Origin of the sequence: Nocardia carnea (assembly GCF_029869215.1) — a bacterium.
GTDB classification, from domain to species: Bacteria; Actinomycetota; Actinomycetes; order Mycobacteriales; family Mycobacteriaceae; genus Nocardia; species Nocardia carnea_B.
Window position 1 is genome coordinate 23,279 of record NZ_JARWPM010000297.1, and the last position, 20,544, is coordinate 43,822.

Below are 20,544 nucleotides of genomic sequence, written 5' to 3' on the forward strand. Positions count from 1 at the left end.
CCGGAGGAACCATGCAGATCGGGTACAAGCTGGCCGCCGAAGCCTTCGGGCCCCGCGAACTGGTCCGCCAGGCCGTCCGCGCCGAAGAAGCGGGCTTCGATTTCGTCGAGATGAGCGACCACTATCACCCCTGGCTGGACAATCAGGGGCATTCACCGTTCGCGTGGTCGGTGCTCGGCACCATCGCCGCCGAAACCGACCGGATCGGGCTCGCCACCGGCGTCACCTGCCCGACCGTGCGGTACCACCCGGCGATCGTCGCGCAGGCCGCCGCCACCGTGGCGCTGCTGTCGGAGGGCCGGTTCACCCTCGGGGTGGGCGCCGGGGAGCGCCTCAACGAACATATCGTCGGCGAGGGGTTCCCGGTGGACGTGGCCGGCCGGCACGCGCTGCTGCGGGAAGCCCTGGAGATCATCCGGTTGCTCTGGCAGGGCGGCTACCAGTCCTACGAAGGCCGCCACCTGCAACTCTCCGACGCCCGGGTGTTCGACCTCCCCGACGAACCACCGGTGATCGCGGTCGCCGCGGGCGGCGGGCAGGCCGCCGAAATCGCCGCCGAACTGGGTGACGGCCTGTTCGCCACCGAACCGCGGCCCGAACTCGTCTCCGGCTACCGCGAGGCAGGCGGTGACGGACCGCGCTACGCGGAGGTCCCGATGGCCTGGGCGCCCGACGAGCACACCGCGGCCAGTGCCGCCCACGAGACCTCGCGCTGGGCGATGACGGGCTGGAAGGTGATGAGCGAACTACCGAATCCGGTGAACTTCGCCGCCGCCTCGGCCACCGTCCGGGAGGAGGACATCCTGGAGAAGTTCGCCTGTGGTCCGGACCCGCAGCGTTATCTCGACGTCGCCCAGCCGTTCGTGGACGCGGGCTTCGACCATCTCGTGATGCAGAACGCCGGCCCCGACCCCGACGGTTTCCTGGACTTCTTCCGCGCCGAACTCGACGAGCCGCTGCGCAAACTGACTCCGCAGGCGGCCTGAACCCCGGTCGCCGGCAGCCCCGGCCCGGCCGGAGATTCGATTCCGGGCTCCACGATTCGATCCGGCCGCGCCGGGTAAGCGCCCCCACGTGACTGGCATGAGTATTCGAGAAATAGCGCAACGACCCGGTCCGTTCGCCTCGCTGTACATCGACGCCGAACACGACACCGAGGACGCCGAACAGCAGCGCGCCCTGCGCTGGCGGGCCCTCGCCGAACGCCTCGAGGCGGCGGGCGCCACGGACCGCATGATCGAAGCATTGGCGGCGGCCGTCACCGGTAGCCCGCCCGAGCCGGGCCGCGCCGGCCGCGCGCTGATCGCGGATTCGGAACGGGTGCTGATCGACCGCCGGCTGCCCCACCCGGTGCAACCAGAGATCGTCCGGGTATCTCCCCTGCCCTATCTGCTGCCGCTGATCGAGTACGAAACCGAGGAGGTTGCGCACGCGGTCGCCGTCGTGGACAAGGTCGGCTCGGAGATGTACGGGGTCGACGACGACGGCAACGTGGTCGGCGAAACCATCGAGGGCGAGGGTCATCCGATCCACAAGGTCCGTCACGGCGGCGGCTGGTCGCATTTGTCGATGCAACGCCGCGTGGAGGAGAAAGTACGCCGCAATGCCGCCGATGTCGCCACGGAACTGAAACGCCTGGCGGAACGGATCCGGGCGCGGGTGGTGGTGCTGGCCGGTGATGTCACCGCCCGGGCCGAGGTCCGCCGGGCCCTCGGCACGCTTCCCGCACAGGTCGTGGAAGTGGAATCGGGCGGTCGCGCCGCCGGCACCGATACCGGCGAGTTCGACGCCGAAGTCCGGGAACTGGTGGCCGCCGAGGCCCGGCAGCGGCGTGCGGAAACGGTGGCCCGGTTCGACAAGGCCCGGGGCCGCGACGACGGACCGGCCGTCGCCGGGCTCTCCGCGACGGTCTCGGCGCTGCTGGCGGCGAATACCGAGAACCTGCTGATCAACGCAGCAGCACTGGGTGACCGTACGGTCCGGCTGGACCCCGAACCGGTCCGCGACCCGGGCGCGCTCGGCGCCCTCACCGATAACCCCGAGCACACCTGCCGCGCCGACGAAGCACTACCGGTGGGTGTGCTGGTCCGCGGCGGCACGATCACCCCGGTCGACGAGGAGGCCGCCCCCAGCGAGGGCGTCGGCGCCCTGCTGCGGCATACCTGAACCGCCGCCCGAGGCAGGAGGTCAACGATGGAACGAGGTAGCAGTAAACACGGCCCGGCCCGCGACGACGAGCTCGCCCACGAGCTGGAGGGCACGCTGCGCGGCAATCGGTCCAGCCGCGCCGAGGAATGGCACGATCCGGAACCGCCCGCGGACGACGACGACCTCGTCAACGAGCGCATCGACCGGACCGAACGCCCCGAAACCGGCGGGACATGAGCCGCATCGATGCCGGCCCCGCATCGCTACCGGGTGTGTGGCCGGATCCGTCCGTGTACTACGACGACCGGCTCGCGTTGTCTCCGGGCCCGCGGCTGCTCCGGTAACGGGATTTCCTCGGCTGCTCCGGTGGCCTCGGGCCGCTCGGATACGGTGTGATCCCGGGCTGCTCCGAAACGGCGTACCCGGAAACGGCGGCTACGAGGGAAATCGGAAGCCCCGATAGCCGCCGTTGCCGGCAAGCCGACCGGTATGACTTCCCCGCGGCGAGCGACCCGGGCTGCGCGGCCGCCGGTCAGGACGGGGCGGCCGATTGCGCGATATCGATGATGCCGAAAGCTTCTCCCTGCGGCGCGGCCAGTATTCCCATCCGGCCGAACGGGCTGTCCTGGGCGCCCATCAGCACGGACGCGCCGAGTTCGGTCGCCTTGTTCAGCGCCGCGTCCGTATCGGCGACCTGGAACCACGCCAGCCAGTGCGCCGGGTCGGCGCCGGGCGTCCGCGTCGAATCGTTGAGACCACCGACCGGCTCCCCGCCCGGCTCCAGGGCGAAGGTCGCGTAGGTCATCTCCGCCCCGTCCCCGACCTCGGTGAAATGCCAGCCGAACACCGTCGAATAGAAGCGCTGGGCCTGTTCGTAGCCGTCGGTGTGCAGTTCGTTCCAGCAGTAGGCGCCGGGCTCGTTGTAGATCCCCGCCCCGAAATGTTTCCGTGCCTGCCAGACCCCGAACACCGCCCCCGTGGGGTCGGCGGCGACGAACATCCGGCCGATGTCCATGACATCGAACGGTTGCGCCAGCACCGTGCCGCCCGCCGAGCCGACGGCCGCGGCCGTCGCGTCGGCATCGTCGCTCGCGAGATAGGTCGTCCAGGTCGACCGCATCACCTGCCCGGGCGGTTTCGGCCCGATCCCGGCCGCCGGCCGCCCTTGTAGCATCGCCATGAGGTACCCACCGGCCTCCGGCGCGGTAGCGGCGACCTCCCACCCGAACAGCGCACTGTAGAAGTCGCGGGCGCTGGTCGTCTCGTCGACCTGACAGTCCACCCAGCACGGTGTACCGGCGGGCCAGGCGCTTTCACGTATCGGCATAGCGTGTCCTCCGCTGATGGGTTCACACGAGTCGAATGGTTCGCGGGCCGGCTCCGGCCGGCGAGGCCCCAGCACGATATGGGACGCCGAACGCAGAGAGGATCCCTGCGGATGCCTGGTAACCATAGTGGTCCCGCCCGGAAAAGGCAGCCCCGCGAGATCACCGGCGTGCCCGGGCCGAGCGCACGGTGACCGGAGGACCCAGTGCCCGCGAGCATCAACGCCTTGCTTATATTGTGAGTCTCCGCTCATAATATGAGCCTGCTGTGGCCTGAGTCACGGCGTACTACCCCCGCGCGCCGCGTGGGGACAGCACTCACCCGAGTGCGACTCGATGGGAAATGCACATGTCAGACCTTGCAACGATGCTCAATACGGCGGCGGCGATCCTCGCCGTGGTCGTGCTGATCACTCGGTTCAAATTCAATCCGGCGGTATCGCTGGTGATCGGCGCGGCCTATCTGGGGCTCACCTCCGGGCTGGGGGCCGCGAAAACCGTCGAAACCATCAGCACCGGATTCGGCGACATCATGGCCGAGGTCGGCCTGCTGGTCGCCTTCGGTGTGCTGATGGGTGCGATGCTGCAGGAAACCGGCGCGATCCAGCGGCTGGTGGGGGTGCTGGTGCGCCTGCTGGGGGCCAACCGGATGCCGTACGCGATGTCGCTGACACTGGCGACCTTCCTGCAGTCGATCTACCTCGACGTACTCATGGTGATCTCGGCTCCGCTGGCTCGCAGTACCGCCGCCAAGATCGAGAAGAAGGGCACCGCCAAGATGGCGACCGCCCTGGCGATCGGCGGCGAATGCGGCATCGTGCTCACCGTGCCCGGTGTGGGTGCGCTGGCCCTGGCGGGCCTCCTGGGTGTTCCGCTGGGCAAAATGCTGCTCTTCGGTCTCGTCCTGGTGATCCCCACCGTGGCGATTTCGGTGGCGGTGATGTGTTTCCTGTTCGACCGCGGCTGGTGGAACGAGGAGCGCGACGAACAGCAGCTTCCGTTCGAACCGGACGCCGCCACCGAGAACGACTCCACCGCCGGTACCGGGGGTGTGGCCACCAAGACCGCCGCCGAAACGCGCACCGAGACTCCCCTGCCACTGCTGTTCGCACCGCTGTGCACCGCGCTGATCCTCATCGCCGTCGGCGCGATCCTGGACGTCGCAGAGGTGCACAACCCGGTGATCGAATTCCTGTCCACCCCGGTGATCGCCCTGCTGATCGGACTGCTCGGCACCAGTTTCGTCGGCCGCCGCGCGGTCGGGATCGAACGCGTCCAGCGTTGTATCGCGACCGGGTTCAGCGAAAGCGGCCAGATCCTCATCCTCACCGGCGTCGGTGGTTCGCTGGCGGCCACCATCTCCGCCATCGGGCTCGGCGATATCCTCGGCGAATACTTCACCGCGAGCAGCGCCGCGCCGCTGCTGATGGTCTGGGTGATCGCCGCCGTCCTGCATATCGCGGTCGGTTCGGTGACCATTTCGGCGATCACCGCCGCCGGCATCCTCGCCCCGGTCGCTCCGGCCCTCGGGATCGATCCGGTCCTCATCGCGCTGGCCGCCGGTGCCGGTTCGCTGTTCGCCGTGCACGTCACCAGCAACACGTTCTGGCTGCTGCAGTCGCTGATGGGACAGACCACCCGCGGCACCCTGAAGTCCTGCTCGGTGGGTGTCTCGGTCGCCTCGGTGGTGGCGATCCTGCTCATCATGCCGCTGAGCCTGGTCCTGTAGAACCCGCAACGTTAGGAAGATATGAGCAACGCCGAGATTCGCCCGCTCGCCGGTATCCGGGTCCTCGAACTGGGTAACTACATCGCCGCACCGACCGCGGGCCGGATGCTCGCCGATTTCGGCGCCGAGGTGATCAAGGTCGAGCGGCCGGTCACCGGTGACGAACTGCGCCGGTGGCGACTCTACGACGGTGATACGTCGATGCTGTACCGCACGATCAACCGCAACAAGAAGTCGATCGTGCTCGACCTCAAAACCGAGGCCGGCCGCGGGCTCGTGCTGGACCTGATCCGCGAATGCGATGTGTTGCTGGAGAACTTCCGGCCCGGAACCCTCGAGAAGTGGGGGCTCGGGCCGGATGATCTTCAGGAGGTCAACCCCGGCCTCGTCATCACCCGGATCTCCGCGTACGGCCAGACCGGCCCGCAATCCGCGCGACCCGGCTTCGCCGCAGTCGCCGAAGCGGTGGGCGGCCTGCGCGAACTGGTCGGCGATCCCGACCGGCCGCCGGTACGCACCGGGGTCTCCATCGGCGATTCCATCGCCGGTATCTACGCCGCGTTCGGCACGGTGATGGCGCTGTTCCAGCGCGAACGCAGCACCGTCCCCGTCCCGCTGCCCGAGCGCATCATCGATGTCGCGCTCAACGAATCGATCCTGTCGGTGATGGAATCGCTGGTTCCCGATTACCTCGCCTACGGGGTCGAGCGGCGGCGGGTGGGCGGCCGGATGGAAGGTATCGCACCCTCGAACGCCTACCCCTGCAGCGACGGGTACAGCATCATCATCGCCGGGAACGGCGACGGGATCTTCCAGCGCTATATGGAACTGATCGAACGTCCGGACCTCGCCGCCGACCCCGATCTGCGGGACAACGCCGGCCGCTGGCGCCGCCGCGAGGAACTCGACGCCGCGATCTCCGCCTGGACCGTCCGACACACCCGCGCGGAGGCCCTGAAATTGCTGGACGCGGCCGGTGTGCCGTCCGGCCCGATCTATACCGCGGCCGATATCTGCGCCGACGAACAGTACGCGGCCCGGAACATGATCCAGCAGTTCCCGGTGGATACCGGCGCCGCCGAACCCGCCACGGTCGGGTTCCCCGGCATCGTCCCGGTGATCGGCGGCGCCTCGTTGCCGATCCGTACAATCGGACCGGACCTGGGTGAACACACACGCGAGGTACTCGCGTCGGTGCTGGGCCTCAGCGACGGCGAAATCGACACCGTCACAGGCACTTCCGATACAGGGGTTACCGTATGACCTTCACCTACACACCGGCCGCGACACTGCGCGACGTGACACTGCGCGACGGTCTGCAGCTCACCGGGAAACTGCTGTCCACCGAGCGCAAGGTGGAGATCGCCCGCGAACTGCTGGCGCTGGGTGTGCCCGAACTCGAGATCGGGTCCATGGCCCGCCCCGACCTGGTGCCGCCGCTGGCCAACACCCTCGACGTGATCGCCGAACTCACTCCCGAAGAACTGGCCCGATGCTGGGTGTGGGTCGCCACGCCCCGGCATATCGAGAAGGCCGCCGCGGCCGGAGCACGCAACTTCCAGTACTGCTTCTCCGCCTCGGATTCGCACAACAAGGCCAATATCGGGCGCACCACCGAGGACAGTGTGGCCGCCATGCCGCGGGCCGTGGAACTGGCCCGCGACTGCGGCGGAACCATCCAGCTCTGTATCGCCACCTCGTTCACCTGCCCGTTCGAGGGCATGATCGACCCCGAGCGGGTGCTGGGTATCGCCACCGACCCGCGCACCGACGGCGCCGCCGATATCGTCGTCTGCGACACCCTCGGCCAAGCCGTTCCGGCGCAGGTCCGGCAGCTGATCCAGGCGGTCGGCGCCACCACCCCGGACCGGCGCATCGTCTATCACGGCCACGACACCTGGGGTCTGGGTGTGGCCAATACGCTGGCCGCCATCGACGCGGGCGCCGGGATGGTCGACGGCTGCCTGGGCGGTCTCGGCGGTTGCCCGTTCGCGCCCGGCGCCAGTGGCAACACCGCCAGCGAGGACATCCTGTTCGCCACCCGCCCGGAGTGGCTCACCCCGGAAACCCTCGCGCGCCTGATCGGAATCAGCGAGCGGATGCTCGCTGAACTCGGCGAACCCAACCGGTCCAAAACCGCGCAGGGCGCACGGTCGGAAGCGCACGCCTTCGAATGGGTTATCGCGTGACCGCCGATTTCCTGGTCACCACTGCCCTGCCCGAGCCAGGGATGCGCCTGCTCGAGGCGGCCGGAACGGTGCGGGTCGCCGGAAACCGGATGGGCTACGACGAATTGGCCGACGCCTGCGCCTCCGGTGACTACCGGGTGGTGGTGGCACAGTTACGCGACGAATTCGACGCGCCGCTACTGGACCGCGCGAAGATCAGCGGAATCAGCAATTTCGCGGTGGGCTACAACAATATCGATATCGCGGCGGCCACCGCGAACTCCATCGTGGTCGGCAACACCCCGGGCGTGCTCACCGACGCCACCGCGGATATCGCGATCCTGCTGATGCTGGCGGTGGCACGGCGGGCGGTCGAGGCCGACGCCTTCGTTCGCGCGGGAAAATTCCACGGCTGGGAACCGGAGCTACTACTGGGCCACGATGTCAGCGGGAAAACACTGGGCCTGGCCGGATTCGGCCGGATCGCCCGCGCCACCGCCCGGCGCGCGCTCGCCTTCGGGATGACGGTCGTGTTCTGCCCGCGGCCGCCCGGCGACCGCGCGGTGAGCGAGGCGGAACTCGGGGAATTCGCGGGCCGGGTACGGCACGTATCCTGGCCGGAACTCGTCGCGACCAGCGACTACCTCTCGGTCCACGTCCCGCTCAACGAGCAGACCCGCCATCTGGTCGACGCCGCCGTACTGAACGCCATGAAACCGTCGGCGATCCTGATCAACACCGCGCGCGGGCCGGTCGTCGATGAACAGGCACTGGTGGCGGCGCTGCGGGCCGGCACCATCGCCGGCGCCGGGCTCGACGTCTACGAGGACGAACCGCGGCTGGCGCCCGGACTCGCCGAACTGCCCAACACCGTTCTCCTACCCCATGTCGGTAGCGCCACCGTGCCGGTGCGCGCCGAAATGGCCCGCCGCTGCGCGGAAAACGCGGTCGCCATGGTGCGCGGCGAGCTACCGCCGTATCCGGTCAACCCGGAGGCGCAAGCCCGCTGAGCGACAACGGCCGGTGGAGTACCGCCCGGCCGGCGGAGTTGCGTGCCACAGCAGTCTTTCGGCCATTCCGTCGCACGCCGGGCGAGCCGTGGCACGGCCCGTTCGGGTGGTGACACGGCCGAGCCGTGCAGCGTCTCCGGCCCGAGCCGCTCACGGCCCGCAACCGCAACTCAGGCCGGGATCCGGCCCCCCAAGGTGCGGGTGACCCGCTCGGCATAGCCCACCAGCAGGTCCACCCATTCCTCGCAGCGCTCGCGCGGCATCCGGATCGTCGGACCGCTGATCGTCAACGCGGCCACCACGTGTCCGGACGCGTCGAAGATCGGCGCCGACAGTCCGGATGCCGAATCCTCGCGTTCCCCGGCGCTGATGGCGTACCCGTCGGCCTTGGCCTGCGCGATGAGCGCGCGCAACTCGGCGGGGCTGGTCACCGTTCCTTCGGTGAGCGGTTCCAAGGGTGCCGCGAGTACCTGCTCGGCGAGGTCCGGGTTCCAGGCCAGCAGAATCCGGCCCGCCGAGCCGGCATACAGCGGAATGATCTTGCCGACGTACATGTCCCGGCGCAGCGCGTGCCGGGTCTCGGCGATCGCGACGCATACCCGGAAACCGTGTTCCGCCCGGAAAACGCAAGCCGTCTCCCCGGTCTCGTCGCGGATCTCGCGCAGTACCGGGTCGACAATCGACAGCAGATCCAGCCCTTTCACCGCGGTCGCCGCCCAATAACTCATCCGCAATCCGATCCGGATCTGATCACCCGCGCGATCCAGCAGCCCCTGCGCGACCATATTCGTCACCAGCCGCTGCACCGTGGAGGTCGGGAAACCGGTGGCCTGCTGGATCTCCCCGAGTGTCAGCGACGGCCGCGCCAGCGAGAAGGCATCGAGTATCTCGGTGATCTTCACCAGCACCAGCAGCGGCTGATGGTTCGCGGCGCTGTCGTCCCTGGGCATACGCCGAATCTACGCCGCGACCCGGCGGTAGCGCTGACGGGCCGCCTCGGCACTCCGGCCGCGCACCGGCAGCCGGAGCCCGGGCAGCCGAGGCGACGATCCCGCCGTCAGAGGCACAGTCCGCCGACTTGGAGTCCCGGTCGGGCGGTCACCTGCGTTCCGGTCGCGACCGGGAGGAAATCGGGCAGGCCGTCGGAATAGGCTGCGCTCAGCCCGTTCGCCCCGGGCGTGCTCGCGGTCCAGGTGAGATTCGCCATGCCGTACAGCACGGGCACTTTTCCGAGGAACACATCGCCGTTGCCCGGGACACGATTGAAGAACTGGACCGTCCCGGTCTCCACCGGCCTACCATCCGGCAAGGTCACGGTTGCTTCCAGCCGGACACCGCATCCGGTCGGCACGGTATCCCCCGACGCGGTGGTCGGTTTACCGCTCACCGCGAGGGTGATGATCGGCGCCACCGCCGCATTCGCCGCGGGTGCGGACAGCAGCGGCACGGCCAGCACGGCCACCGCACCGCAAACCGCCGCGGCACTCCTCCGAAACGTCTTCGCCAGCATGGACTTTCCGCCTCTCCATCATCGGTCGAGCGAGTTCTCCGGCCCAATCCTCGCACCCGCCGGTGCGATACGCCGCCCGAACGCGCACGCCCGTGTGGCGGCGCTCAGGCCTGCACCAACTCCGCCTCGCTCTCCTCGTCGATGCCGTCTGCGTCCGGTGCGCTGGACCGGTTCGGCAACAGGATCGCCATGACGATCACTACCACCGCCAGGGCCGCCGAGACCGCGAACGCCCACTGCATACCGCCGAGCTGCGCCGATACCGGGTCGGCTCCACCGTCTTCGAGGGTGCCGGCCCGGGTCGCCAGCACGGTCACCACCAGGGCGGTGCCCAGCGCGGCCGCCACCTGCTGCAACGTGCCCAGCATCGAGCTGCCGTGCGAGTACAGATCCTCCGGCAGCGCGCCCAGCGCCAGGGTGAACACCGGGGTGAAGGCCGCGGCCAGCCCGATCATGAGCAGGATGTGCAGTCCGAGCAGCTGCCAGTACGGCGTGCTGATCGAGATCTGCGTGAAGCCGGCCAGCGCGGCGGTGATCGCGATCGACCCCGGAATCACCAGTACCCGGCCGCCGAACCGGTCGAACAGGCGGCCGATCACCGGCCCGAGCAAACCCATCGCCAGCCCGCCCGGCATCACCAGCAGGCCGGTGAGCAGCGGCGAGAGCTCGCGCAGATTCTGCAGATACAGCGGCAGCAGCATCATCGAACCGAGCATCGCCAGGAAGGCCACCGCCATGAGCACCAAGCCCTTGGCGTAGGTGGCCGACCGCAGCACCCGCAGATCCAGCAACGGGGTCCCGGTGCGCTGCAACCGCAGCTGCCGCGCCACGAACAACCCGATGAGCACGATCCCGGCCGCGGTGATCAGCGCCGGGGTCGCGATACTGCCCGCCTCGAACCCGCTCAGCCCGTAGACCAGGCTGCCGAAACCGAGCGCCGCCAAGACCACACTGAGCCAATCGATCGCACCGGCCTCCGGTTCCCCGACGTTCTCCAGGCTGCGCAGCCCGAACCAGGTCACCACGCCCGCGATCGGCAGCACCAGCACGAACAACCACCGCCACGACGCCACCTGCAGCACCAGGCCGGATATCACCGGGCCCATGGCCGGCGCGACGGAGATGGCGAGCGTGACGTTGCCCATCACCCGCCCGCGATCGTGTTCGGGCACCACCGTCATCAGCGTGGTCATCAGCAGCGGCATCATGACCGCGGTCCCGCCCGCCTGCACGATCCGGCCGATCAGCAGCACCGCGAACGACGGCGCCACTGCCGACAGCGCCGTACCGGCGAGGAACACCCCCATCGCGATCGCGTAGGCGCGACGGGTGGTGACCCGCTGCAGGAACCAGCCGGTCACCGGGATGACTGCCGCCATGGTGAGCATGAACGCCGTGGATACCCATTGCGCGGCCCGTTCGGTGACCTCCAGATCGTTCATCAGCCGCGGAATCGCGTTGATCATGATGGTCTCGTTGAGGATCACCACGAAGGTCGCGATCACCAACAGCCGGATCACGGCCGGGGTGCCCCCGCCGGCCCGGCGAACTGGGATACGGGCGGGCATGGAGTACCTCCGGGGATCGGGAACGGATGACGCCGGCCGGGGCAGGTCCTCGGCGACATGCCCCGGCCGTCTGTGAGATGAGACGAGCACAGGTCCCCGTGCTCATCGGTGAAGCGTCAGTGTTTCTTACGGCTACGACACGGATCAATCGATTTTCCGGCCACCGTATTCCCGGTTACCGCCGCGACCAGGCTGTTCGGCGTTCTCATCACGAGCGGTCCGCTCTCTGCTGTGAGCGACGTCATGCCGGGACCCCGGGCGCCACCGGCCGGCCGCTCGCGGACAAGGCGCCCGCGATGAACGCCGCCCGTGCCGCCAGCCCGGCGATACCGGTGGTGACGAACGAACCACCGCCGGCCAGATCACCCAGGACGTGCACGCGCGGATCGGCGGGGACGACTCCACCCTCCGGATGACGAGCGGCCAGACCGCCTGCCACCAGGGAGTCGACCAGCGATCGGGCCGCGGCGGGGATCGCCTGCGGCGGCGGATTGACCGCGTTCACCACGATGTCCGAGGTGCGGCCCCCCACGGCGGTCTCGATCCGGAAGCGGCCGGCCACCGGCGCGACGACACGCACGCCGGATGTGAGTTCGAGCCGGCCGGTATCCAGCATCTCGAGCACGGTCACGGCGTTGACCGGGACCATCGGCGAGGCGACCGCGGTGGCCGTCCGGAAGTGCTGCCGCAGCCGGGCCCTGTCCCCGTCGCGCAGCAGCGGCCACACGGCGGGCCCCAGACGATGCACGGATTCGCGCACCAGCCGCCGGCCGATCCCGGGGTCGTCGATCGTCTCGATCTGGTGCCGCAGCCGCGCGACCGGATCCGCGGCGGTGTCGAGAAGGTCCGCGGCGAAATCGTCGAAACTCTCCCCGGCGGCGGTGAGTTCCGCGCGCCCGAGGTCGGCGAGATCGGCCCAGGTGACGAATCCTTGTGCCCGGTGCAGGGCGGCGATCCGCTCGCCGGTCACATACTCGAAAACCCGCGGGGCGGGCCGCTGCCACACATACGGCAGGGTCCCGGTGCGCGACAGCAGGTCGATGCGGCCCGTATGTCCCCGGGCGGCCAGCGACACCGCGATATCGACGGCCGTGAGGCCACTGCCGATCACCGAGACCGAACTCTGCGGCGGGATCTCGCCCAGCGTGCGGGCCAGCGGGTACGGGTCGTGGATATATCCCGGGCTGCCCGCCAGACCGTACAGGTCCGGAGGTGTTCCGCCGCCCACGCACAGCACCAGCCGGCTCGCCCGGTACTCCTGCTTCCCCGTCGTGGCGACGATCCCGCCCTGGTGCGACCTGATACCCGTGACCCGGTCGGGCACCACGGCGGTATCCCAGCCCTGCGCACGGAGCGCCGCCAGAGCCGTTTCCGCCGAATCCACCAGGTAGCGGCCGTACAGTGCGCGCGGCACCAGCCGCTCACCCAGCCGCGGGTCCAGATACGCGGCGCCCTGCTCACCCAGCCAGCCGAGGTAGTGGCCGACATCGCCGCCCCGGATGGACATGAGCTGCGGAATCGCATTCACCAGCACCGAATCCAGGTCCGGTGCGTAGGGGCGGCCGCGCCACAACCACGGCGACGGCTCGAACACGGTGACGGAACCGGGACGCTCCCCTGTCGCGGCCCCCGATACGGCCAGCGCGTCCAGCAACGCCACCGCCGCCGACCCGCCACCGATTATCGCGATATCCATGATTTCCTCTCGATCGACTGCTTCGACCTTCGCCGCGGCGGCGGCCGGGAACCATCCCGCGCGCGCGGGATACGGGATCGGGCCACCCCCTCGAATGGGGGGTTGGCGGTGGGACCCCCACCGGGCAGGCTGGAAGCCGGAGGAACGCCGATGAATCAGGGATACGAACCCGTCCTGGCCGCCGCCGGCCGGGCCGCCGACAGCATGGACTTCTTCGGCCGGGTCTCGGCCGGTATCCGCAGGCTCGTACCGTTCGATTCGGCCGTCTGGACCGCGGCCGATCCGGAAACCGGGCTGATCACCGCGCCGATGCTGGTGGAGAACCTCGGATCGGGTGAAGGATGCGCCGCCTACTGGGAGAGCGAACTGCTCGAGGAGAACGTGGTGCCCTTCCGCGATCTGGCGCGGGCCCCGATCCCGGCCGCCGGGTTGCGCGCGGTGACCGGCGACCTGCCGGCGCGCAGCGCGCGTTTCCGGCGGCTGTTCGCCGACCGGGGTATCGCGGACGAACTGCGGGTCGCGCTGCGGATCGGTGACCGGCCGTGGGGTCTGGTCAGCCTGTTCCGCGGCGCCGGCGCCTTCTCCGCCGCGGAGGTGGGCCTGCTCGCCGACCTCGCCGGGCCGCTGGCCACGCGGTTGCGTCGTTTCGCCCGGCCGGCGCCCGCGGCGGTCCACACCGGCTCACCCGCGCCCGGGTTGATCCTCTTCGACGAGACGGGCACCGCGATATCGCTCAACGCCGAGGCCGGGCAGCACCTCGCGCTGTTGCCACCGGGGCCGTGCGTACCGTCGGCGATCGGGGTCGACATCCCGATCTGGTTGCAGGGCACGGTACTCCGGGCACGGGCTCACGCGGCGGGTTTCGAGCACGGCAACGCCCGGTTGCGCATCCGGAACATCGAGGGCCGCTGGCTGTGCTGCCATGCGTCGAACCTCGCCGGTAACGGAACCGGACCCGGTCCGGTCGCGCTGATCATCGAACCTGCGACCCCGGCGGACCTTGCGGTGCTGATCGCCGAAGCCCACGACCTCACCACCCGGGAACTGCAGATCACCCAGCTCGTCGTGCGGGGTCTGACCACCGCCGAGATCGCCGGCACGTTGTTTCTCTCGCCGCATACCGTCCGCGATCACATCAAGTCGGTCTTCGCCAAGGTCGAGGTGTCCAGCCGGGGCGAACTGGTGGCCCGGTTGTTCACCGAACACTATTGGCCGGCCCTGCCGGATCCGGTGCGCGTCTCCGCGCCGGGTGATCCGCCTGCGCTCGCCCGGCCGGCCGGGCCCGTCGAACGCACTGCGCCACTTCGCACCTGACCGCCGGCGGTTCCGGCCGGCCCGGCATCCGGGCCGGGGTTCAGTCGAGACCCAGCCGCTGCGCCGCGACGTCGAGATCCTTGTCGCCGCGGCCGGAAAGGCACAGCAGGACCACCGAGCCCGCCGGTAATTCGCCCTGCGCGGCGAGGTCGAGCAGGTGACCTACCGCGTGGGCGGATTCGAGGGCGGCGATGATGCCCTCGGTGTGGCCGAGCGCCTGCACACCGCGCAGGGCCGTCGCGTCGGTGGCGGCCGCGATCTGCACGCGGCCGGTCTCCTTCAGATAGCTGAGCTCGGGACCGGCGCCGGGATAATCCAGCCCGGCGGCCACGCTGTGGGTGACCGAGATCTGCCCGTCGTCGTCCTGCAGGAGATAGCTGAAGCTGCCGTCCATTTCCCCCGGCGACCCCGCGCTCAGCGACGCCGCGTGCGCGCCGGTGCCGAGGCCGTATCCCGCTGCCTCCACACCGACCAATCGGATCCCGGCGTCGCCCACGAAGGGATGGAAGGTACCGACGGCGTTGCTGCCCCCGCCCACACAGGCGAGCACGATATCGGGCAGCCGGCCCTCCTCGGCCACTATCTGGGCACGCGCCTCCACCCCGATGATCGTCTGGAAATCGCGCACGATACGGGGATACGGCGCCGGTCCGGCGGCGGTGCCGAACAGGTAGTGGGTGGTGTCCACATGGGCGACCCAGTCGCGGACGGATTCGCTGATCGCTTCCTTGAGCCGGCGCGTGCCCGACTCCACCGCCCGGACCTCGGCCCCGAGCAACCGCATGCGCACCACATTGTGGCGCTGGCGTTCCATATCGCCGGCACCCATGTAGATGGTGCAGGCCAGTTCGAGCATCGCGCAGACCGTCGCCACCGCGACCCCGTGCTGTCCCGCCCCGGTTTCGGCGACGATACGGCGTTTGCCCATCCGTTTGGCCAGCAGACCCTGCCCGAGCGCGTTATTGATCTTGTGCGACCCCGTATGGGCCGTATCCTCGCGCTTGAGATAAACCTTCACCCCCGGCACGCCGAGCCGGGCCGCGAACCGCGGCACCTGGTGCAGCAGCGTCGGCCGCCCCACCCGGGTGCGCAGCAGTCCCGCGAGTTCGGTACTGAATCCGCTGTCGGCACGAGCCTGTTCGTAGGCGGCGTCCAGTTCGATCAAGGCGGCCATGAGCCCTTCGGGAACGTAGCGGCCGCCGAATCTGCCGAAGCGGCCGCGTGCGTCCGGCAGGTCCTCGTGGTGCGAAAAACTGTGATCCACCCCGTGACCCACGACCATCCGGCACCCACACTCTCGATTCCCAATTCCGCTTCCGCGATTCTGTGCCCTCGGCGCAAGCGGCGGGTCACCTCCCGGCAACGGCTTAGTTAACAGTACTGAAGGTATTGCCGCCGAGGCTCACCGCCGGCGGGAAGAGCCTCCGCACGGGCTGGGTATGCGGATCGCGATACACGCCCATCCGCGCACCGGACCCGGCCCCGGTACCGCGCCTGCGCCGCCCGCGACTATTGTAGGATTGTCGACAATTCAGCCCAGATTGTTTCCGGGCGCCGACAGGGAGGAGCCGACGCCGTGCTCACCGAGGACACACTCACCGAACCCGAACGCGCCGCGGTGGCGTCGGTACCCGACGGTCTGTTCATCGGGGGCCGCTGGCTCCCGGCGGCGAAGTCCATGCCGGTACTCGATCCGGCCACCGGCCGGCAGCTGCGCACAGTCGCCGATGCCACCCCCGAGGAAGGTATCGCGGCACTCGATGCCGCCGCGGCCACGCAGCAGGCCTGGGCCCGCACACCCGCCCGGGAGCGCAGCGATATCCTCATGCGCGCGCATCGCCTGCTGCTCGACGAGGCCGACCGCCTCGCCTTGATCGCCACCCTGGAGATGGGCAAACCCCTGGCGGAGGCCCGCGGCGAAATCGCCTATGCCGCCGAGTTCTTCCGCTGGTTCGCCGAGGAAGCGGTCCGGCTCGACGGCGGCTACATGCCCGCCCCGGGCGGCGGCGCCCGCTTCCTGATCACCAAACAGCCCGTGGGCCCGAGCCTGCTCATCACCCCGTGGAATTTCCCGATGGCGATGGGTGCCCGCAAGATCGGACCGGCGCTGGCGGCCGGCTGCACCTGCGTGGTGAAACCCGCCGAGCAGACACCGCTGTGCACGCTGGCGCTCGCCGAGATCCTGCAGCGGGCCGGCGTACCGTCCGGCGTGGTGAACGTCGTGACCACCGCGGACCCCGGCGCGGTGATGACGCCGCTGATCCTGGACCCGCGCTCCCGCAAACTGTCCTTCACCGGATCGACCGCGGTCGGCAAGATACTGCTGGAACAGTGCGCGCGCACCGTGATGCGTACATCCATGGAGCTGGGCGGTAACGCGCCGTTCCTCGTCTTCGACGACGCCGATCTGGACGCGGCCGTCGAGGGTGCGGTGGCGGCGAAGATGCGCAATATCGGGCAGGCCTGTACGGCGGCCAACCGCTTCTTCGTCCAGCGTGAGATCGCCACCGATTTCGCCACCCGGCTCACCGCCCGGCTGGCCGAACTGCCGCTGGGTCCCGGGACCGAACCCGGGGTCGTGGTCGGGCCGTTGATCGACGCCGACGCCGTGGCCAAGGTGACCGAACTGGTCGCCGATGCCCGCGCCCGCGGTGCCCGCGTCCTGCTGGGCGGCTCTCCCGTCGACGGGCCCGGCAACTTCTATCCGGCCACGGTGCTCACCGACGTCCCCGACGATGCCGCGATCTGCCATACCGAGGTCTTCGGGCCGGTCGCCTGCCTGACCACCTTCGATACCGAGGACGAGGCAGTGGACCGCGCCAACGACACCCCCTACGGCCTGGTCGGCTACGTCTACACCGAAAGCCTGCGCCGCGGCCTGCGGGTGTGCGAGGCGCTCGACACCGGGATGGTCGGCCTGAACCAGGGCGTGGTATCCAATCCGGCCGCGCCGTTCGGCGGGGTGAAAGAATCCGGACTCGGCCGCGAAGGCGGTCTGGTCGGTATCGACGAATTCCTCGAGATCAAATACATCGGAGTCCCCCTGTGAGTTCCTATCGGATCGCGACCATCCCCGGCGACGGCATCGGCGTCGACGTCACCGCCGAGGCGGTCAAGGTCATCGACCGGGTGCTGCCCGGCATCGAATGGACCGAATTCGACTGGTCCTGCGAGAACTATCTGCGCACCGGCGCGATGATGCCCGCGGACGGCCCGCGGACCCTCGCCGGGTTCGACGCGATCCTGCTGGGCGCCGTGGGTTTTCCCGGCGTCCCGGATCACATCTCACTGTGGGGTCTGCTGATCCCGCTGCGGCGCGCCTTCGGCCAGTACGTCAACCTGCGACCCGTCCGGTTGCTGCCCGGCACCGAATCGGCCCTGCGCGACCGCACCGCCGAAGACCTGGATCTGCTGATCGTGCGGGAGAACTCCGAAGGCGAGTACTCCGAGATCGGCGGTAAGCACAATCCGGGCCGCCCCGACGAATTCGTCCTGCAGGAGTCGGTGTTCACCCGCGCCGGCTGCGAACGGATCATCCGCTACGCCTTCGAACGGGCCGGTGAGCGCACGGGCCGACTGTGCTCGGCGACCAAATCGAACGGCCTCATCCATTCCATGCCCTACTGGGACGAGATCTTCGACCGGATCGCCGCCGAATACCCGGCGGTGCAGACCCGGCAGATGCATGTGGACGCCCTCGCCGCCGAAATCGTGCTGCACCCCGACCGGCTCGACGTGATCGTCGGCTCCAACCTGTTCGGTGACATCCTCTCGGATCTGGCCGCCGCCGTCACCGGCGGTCTCGGCCTGGCGCCCTCCGGCAATATCAACCCGGATCGCGACGCCCCCTCGATGTTCGAGGCCGTCCACGGCAGCGCCCCGGATATCGCCGGACAGGGGATCGCCAACCCGGTCGCGCAGATCCTGGCCGGTGCCATGCTGCTCGACCACCTCGGCGAGCACGAGGCGGCCGCAGCCGTCGACCGCGCAGTGACCGATGTCCTGGGAACGGGCGGGCCCCGCACCCCCGACCTCGGCGGGAACGCCACCACCACAGAGGTCGGCACCGCGATCGCCGACCGGGCCGCGGCCCTGCTCCCCGCCGGCTGACGTCGTCGGGCGCCCGGCACGGCCGGCTCCTCGGGTGTGGCCGCGGGTTTGCCTGGCGGCCACACCGCTGCCGCGACCACCGACGCCCGGCTCTTCGCAATGAGACTGGCCCGTAAAGGATAAGGGAGCACGACGCCACCGTTCCGGCTGCTGAGCCGCAGGGCTGTGAGTATGATGCTCCGACGTGGAACCTGTTGTGTGCGAATGCCTCGGTGGGAAGAACCGGCCGGGAGCGGCGCTATCGCCCGCCCGGTGGTACCCGGACGCAGGCACCGGTAGCGCACTCGCAGTCGTACCGGTATCCGCCGTATGAACGGCGGCAACCGTCCACAGGTGTACAGGCAGATGTCTTCCGGCGCACTATCGTCTCGAGTTCGTGTGGAGGCATTCCCTACCCGCCGTCGGCGGAAGCCATAACGCTGCCACGGGCCAGCACAGCCAGATGCCCGAGACCTCGGCATATTCGTCGTAATCCTGTTACGTACCTGGAGTCATCGCATTGACCACACACTTCGAATCACCGCACCACCAACCTCGGTACGCCGGAAACCAGCCGGTACCCACCATCCACGACCCGGGCCGGGTACCGCTGTACATGGAGGATTTCGCCGCCGACCCGCACCGGACCTACTCGAGTATGCGGGCCCGGCACGGTTCGCTGGCTCAGGTGGAACTGGCGCCCGGCGTCCCCGCGACGCTGGTGATCGGCTACCGGACCGCCGTGCGGATCGGTAACGATCCCGCCCATTTCCCGGCCGACCCGCGCACCTGGGAGCAGAGCGTGCCCGATGCGTGCCCGGTGAAATCGATGATGCAGTACCGCCCGAATGCCCTGCGTACGGCCGGAACCGAACATCTGCGCTACCGCGGGGCCACCGTGGACAGCATCAACGAGATCGACCTGTACAACCTGCACACCGAGATCGAGCGAATCGCCGTACCGGAAGTCAACTCGTTCTGCGAAACCGGCCAGGCCGACCTGGTGAGCCAGTACGCCGTTCCGGTCACCTTCGCCTACCTCAACAGCATGGTCGGGTGTTCGGCGGAAATCGGGAACCGGGTCCGCCAGGGTATGGCGACAATGTTCGAGGGTGACCCGACCGGCGAGGGCAACCAGATGTTCGTCAGCGCGCTGTCGGATCTGATCATGCTCAAGCGGGAGCAACCGGGCAACGACGTCGCCACGCGTCTGCTGCGGCACGGGGCCGGATTGAGTCACGAGGAACTCGTACACCAGCTGGTCCCCATCTACGGGGCGGGAATCGAACCCCTGGCGAACCTGATCGCGAACACCCTGTTGCTCATGCTGAGCGACGACCGGTTCGGCGGTGAGGCGGCGTTGACGACAATCGACGCGCTCAACGAGTTGCTCTTCAAGGACCCGCCGCTGGCGAACTTCCTCATCACCTATCCTCCACAGCCGATCCTCGTCGAGGATGTCTGGTTGCCGGCTCATCAGCCGGTTGTCACCAGCATGGCGGCCTGCAACAACGATCCCGAGATCGCCGGCAATTTCACCGACAACCGCTCGCATCTGGCCTGGGGCACCGGACCGCATGCCTGCCCCGCGCGGTCGGTCGCGTATTCGGTCGCGCAGAACGCCATCGATCAGTTGCTCGATATGCTGCCGGAAATCCGGCTCGCGTGCCCCGCCGAGGAACTGGTCTGGCGGCCGGGGCCGTTCCACCGTTCGCTGGCGAGCCTGCCGGTGACCTTCGAACCGTCCCGGCCGTTCACTCCCGTCTCCGGGTGAACGACTGATACGCCGACGGGGGCCCCCCGGGGGGGGGGGGGGGGGGGGGGGGGGGGCGCCGCCCGCCGGCGCGGCGGGGGGGCCGGCCCGCGCCCCGCCCCCCCCGGGGCGCGGGCGGCGTATCAGGCGTTCACCCGGAGACGGGAGTGAACGGCCGGGACGGTTCGAAGGTCACCGGCAGGCTCGCCAGCGAACGGTGGAACGGCCCCGGCC

At 69.3% G+C, this 20,544-nt stretch carries 17 protein-coding genes; 11 read left to right on the top strand and 6 right to left on the bottom strand.

Annotated features, from left to right (window positions below; all coding sequences use genetic code 11):
• Positions 1-11: 11 nt before the first annotated feature.
• The 3 genes from QH276_RS21050 to QH276_RS21060 all read left to right on the top strand — a co-directional run bounded on the left by QH276_RS21050 (position 12) and on the right by QH276_RS21060 (position 2,385).
• A complete protein-coding gene (locus QH276_RS21050; protein ID WP_280400805.1) occupies positions 12-986 on the top strand; it encodes a TIGR03557 family F420-dependent LLM class oxidoreductase in 975 nt (324 codons plus the stop codon).
• 97 nt (positions 987-1,083) lie between these two features.
• The gene (locus QH276_RS21055) at positions 1,084-2,166 is read left to right on the top strand and encodes a Vms1/Ankzf1 family peptidyl-tRNA hydrolase (protein WP_280400804.1); all 1,083 of its coding nucleotides are present in this window, start codon (positions 1,084-1,086) and stop codon (positions 2,164-2,166) included.
• A 27-nt stretch (positions 2,167-2,193) separates the two neighbouring features.
• Complete coding sequence (locus QH276_RS21060) at positions 2,194-2,385, top strand: hypothetical protein (RefSeq protein WP_280400803.1); 192 nt, start codon at positions 2,194-2,196, stop codon at positions 2,383-2,385.
• A gap of 295 nt (positions 2,386-2,680) precedes the next feature.
• Here QH276_RS21060 and QH276_RS21065 read toward each other — a convergent pair whose 3' ends face one another.
• The gene (locus tag QH276_RS21065; RefSeq protein ID WP_280400802.1) at positions 2,681-3,475 is read right to left on the bottom strand and encodes a VOC family protein; all 795 of its coding nucleotides are present in this window, start codon (positions 3,473-3,475) and stop codon (positions 2,681-2,683) included.
• 347 nt (positions 3,476-3,822) lie between these two features.
• On the opposite strand from QH276_RS21065, the gene QH276_RS21070 reads away from it, so the two are divergent.
• Genes QH276_RS21070 through QH276_RS21085 form a run of 4 tightly spaced genes read left to right on the top strand, consistent with a single transcriptional unit; the run spans position 3,823 to position 8,380 of the window.
• On the top strand, positions 3,823-5,202 hold the full coding sequence (locus QH276_RS21070) for a GntP family permease (protein ID WP_280400801.1): 1,380 nt from the start codon (positions 3,823-3,825) through the stop codon (positions 5,200-5,202).
• Between the two features lie 21 nt (positions 5,203-5,223).
• Positions 5,224-6,465 (top strand): CaiB/BaiF CoA transferase family protein, encoded by a 1,242-nt coding sequence (locus QH276_RS21075; protein ID WP_280400800.1) that lies wholly within the window; start codon positions 5,224-5,226, stop codon positions 6,463-6,465.
• Positions 6,462-7,391: a hydroxymethylglutaryl-CoA lyase gene (locus tag QH276_RS21080; RefSeq protein WP_280400799.1), complete on the top strand. Its 930-nt coding sequence runs from the start codon at positions 6,462-6,464 to the stop codon at positions 7,389-7,391. The genes QH276_RS21075 and QH276_RS21080 overlap by 4 nt, the downstream gene beginning before the upstream one ends.
• On the top strand, positions 7,388-8,380 hold the full coding sequence (locus QH276_RS21085; RefSeq protein ID WP_280400798.1) for a 2-hydroxyacid dehydrogenase: 993 nt from the start codon (positions 7,388-7,390) through the stop codon (positions 8,378-8,380). Before QH276_RS21080 ends, QH276_RS21085 begins: the two co-directional genes overlap by 4 nt.
• A 170-nt stretch (positions 8,381-8,550) precedes the next feature.
• Here QH276_RS21085 and QH276_RS21090 read toward each other — a convergent pair whose 3' ends face one another.
• The 4 genes from QH276_RS21090 to QH276_RS21105 form a co-directional block, all read right to left on the bottom strand.
• The gene (locus QH276_RS21090; RefSeq protein WP_280400797.1) at positions 8,551-9,330 is read right to left on the bottom strand and encodes an IclR family transcriptional regulator; all 780 of its coding nucleotides are present in this window, start codon (positions 9,328-9,330) and stop codon (positions 8,551-8,553) included.
• Positions 9,331-9,437: 107 nt separating this feature from the next.
• The gene (locus QH276_RS21095) at positions 9,438-9,890 is read right to left on the bottom strand and encodes an Ig-like domain repeat protein (protein ID WP_280400796.1); all 453 of its coding nucleotides are present in this window, start codon (positions 9,888-9,890) and stop codon (positions 9,438-9,440) included.
• Between the two features lie 104 nt (positions 9,891-9,994).
• Positions 9,995-11,458, bottom strand: a complete 1,464-nt coding sequence (locus tag QH276_RS21100; protein ID WP_280400818.1) for an MDR family MFS transporter — start codon at positions 11,456-11,458, stop codon at positions 9,995-9,997.
• Positions 11,459-11,699: 241 nt separating this feature from the next.
• Positions 11,700-13,154: an FAD/NAD(P)-binding protein gene (locus QH276_RS21105; protein ID WP_280400069.1), complete on the bottom strand. Its 1,455-nt coding sequence runs from the start codon at positions 13,152-13,154 to the stop codon at positions 11,700-11,702.
• A gap of 150 nt (positions 13,155-13,304) precedes the next feature.
• Here QH276_RS21105 and QH276_RS21110 point away from each other — a divergent pair, with 150 nt between their 5' ends.
• On the top strand, positions 13,305-14,468 hold the full coding sequence (locus tag QH276_RS21110) for a helix-turn-helix transcriptional regulator (protein ID WP_280400068.1): 1,164 nt from the start codon (positions 13,305-13,307) through the stop codon (positions 14,466-14,468).
• A 40-nt stretch (positions 14,469-14,508) separates the two neighbouring features.
• Here QH276_RS21110 and trpB read toward each other — a convergent pair whose 3' ends face one another.
• Positions 14,509-15,750 (bottom strand): tryptophan synthase subunit beta, encoded by a 1,242-nt coding sequence (trpB, locus tag QH276_RS21115; RefSeq protein ID WP_280400067.1) that lies wholly within the window; start codon positions 15,748-15,750, stop codon positions 14,509-14,511.
• Positions 15,751-16,146: 396 nt separating this feature from the next.
• On the opposite strand from trpB, the gene QH276_RS21120 reads away from it, so the two are divergent.
• The 3 genes from QH276_RS21120 to QH276_RS21130 all read left to right on the top strand — a co-directional run bounded on the left by QH276_RS21120 (position 16,147) and on the right by QH276_RS21130 (position 20,331).
• Positions 16,147-17,517, top strand: coding sequence for an NAD-dependent succinate-semialdehyde dehydrogenase (locus tag QH276_RS21120; protein ID WP_280400072.1), 1,371 nt, complete (start codon positions 16,147-16,149; stop codon positions 17,515-17,517).
• On the top strand, positions 17,514-18,578 hold the full coding sequence (locus tag QH276_RS21125; protein ID WP_280400066.1) for a tartrate dehydrogenase: 1,065 nt from the start codon (positions 17,514-17,516) through the stop codon (positions 18,576-18,578). The genes QH276_RS21120 and QH276_RS21125 overlap by 4 nt, the downstream gene beginning before the upstream one ends.
• A 595-nt stretch (positions 18,579-19,173) precedes the next feature.
• Positions 19,174-20,331, top strand: a complete 1,158-nt coding sequence (locus QH276_RS21130) for a cytochrome P450 (protein WP_280400071.1) — start codon at positions 19,174-19,176, stop codon at positions 20,329-20,331.
• Positions 20,332-20,544 lie beyond the last annotated feature (213 nt).

Coding starts and splice junctions, on each gene's coding strand:
- QH276_RS21090 (WP_280400797.1), bottom strand. CDS start 9,330: ATGCCCAGGGACGACAGCGCCGCGAACCATCAGCCGCTGCTGGTGCTG.
- QH276_RS21055 (WP_280400804.1), top strand. CDS start 1,084: ATGAGTATTCGAGAAATAGCGCAACGACCCGGTCCGTTCGCCTCGCTG.
- QH276_RS21070 (WP_280400801.1), top strand. CDS start 3,823: ATGTCAGACCTTGCAACGATGCTCAATACGGCGGCGGCGATCCTCGCC.
- QH276_RS21075 (WP_280400800.1), top strand. CDS start 5,224: ATGAGCAACGCCGAGATTCGCCCGCTCGCCGGTATCCGGGTCCTCGAA.
- QH276_RS21100 (WP_280400818.1), bottom strand. CDS start 11,458: ATGCCCGCCCGTATCCCAGTTCGCCGGGCCGGCGGGGGCACCCCGGCC.
- QH276_RS21110 (WP_280400068.1), top strand. CDS start 13,305: ATGAATCAGGGATACGAACCCGTCCTGGCCGCCGCCGGCCGGGCCGCC.
- QH276_RS21050 (WP_280400805.1), top strand. CDS start 12: ATGCAGATCGGGTACAAGCTGGCCGCCGAAGCCTTCGGGCCCCGCGAA.
- QH276_RS21080 (WP_280400799.1), top strand. CDS start 6,462: ATGACCTTCACCTACACACCGGCCGCGACACTGCGCGACGTGACACTG.
- QH276_RS21130 (WP_280400071.1), top strand. CDS start 19,174: ATGGAGGATTTCGCCGCCGACCCGCACCGGACCTACTCGAGTATGCGG.
- QH276_RS21060 (WP_280400803.1), top strand. CDS start 2,194: ATGGAACGAGGTAGCAGTAAACACGGCCCGGCCCGCGACGACGAGCTC.
- QH276_RS21120 (WP_280400072.1), top strand. CDS start 16,147: ATGCCGGTACTCGATCCGGCCACCGGCCGGCAGCTGCGCACAGTCGCC.
- QH276_RS21095 (WP_280400796.1), bottom strand. CDS start 9,890: ATGCTGGCGAAGACGTTTCGGAGGAGTGCCGCGGCGGTTTGCGGTGCG.
- QH276_RS21105 (WP_280400069.1), bottom strand. CDS start 13,154: ATGGATATCGCGATAATCGGTGGCGGGTCGGCGGCGGTGGCGTTGCTG.
- QH276_RS21065 (WP_280400802.1), bottom strand. CDS start 3,475: ATGCCGATACGTGAAAGCGCCTGGCCCGCCGGTACACCGTGCTGGGTG.
- trpB (WP_280400067.1), bottom strand. CDS start 15,750: ATGGTCGTGGGTCACGGGGTGGATCACAGTTTTTCGCACCACGAGGAC.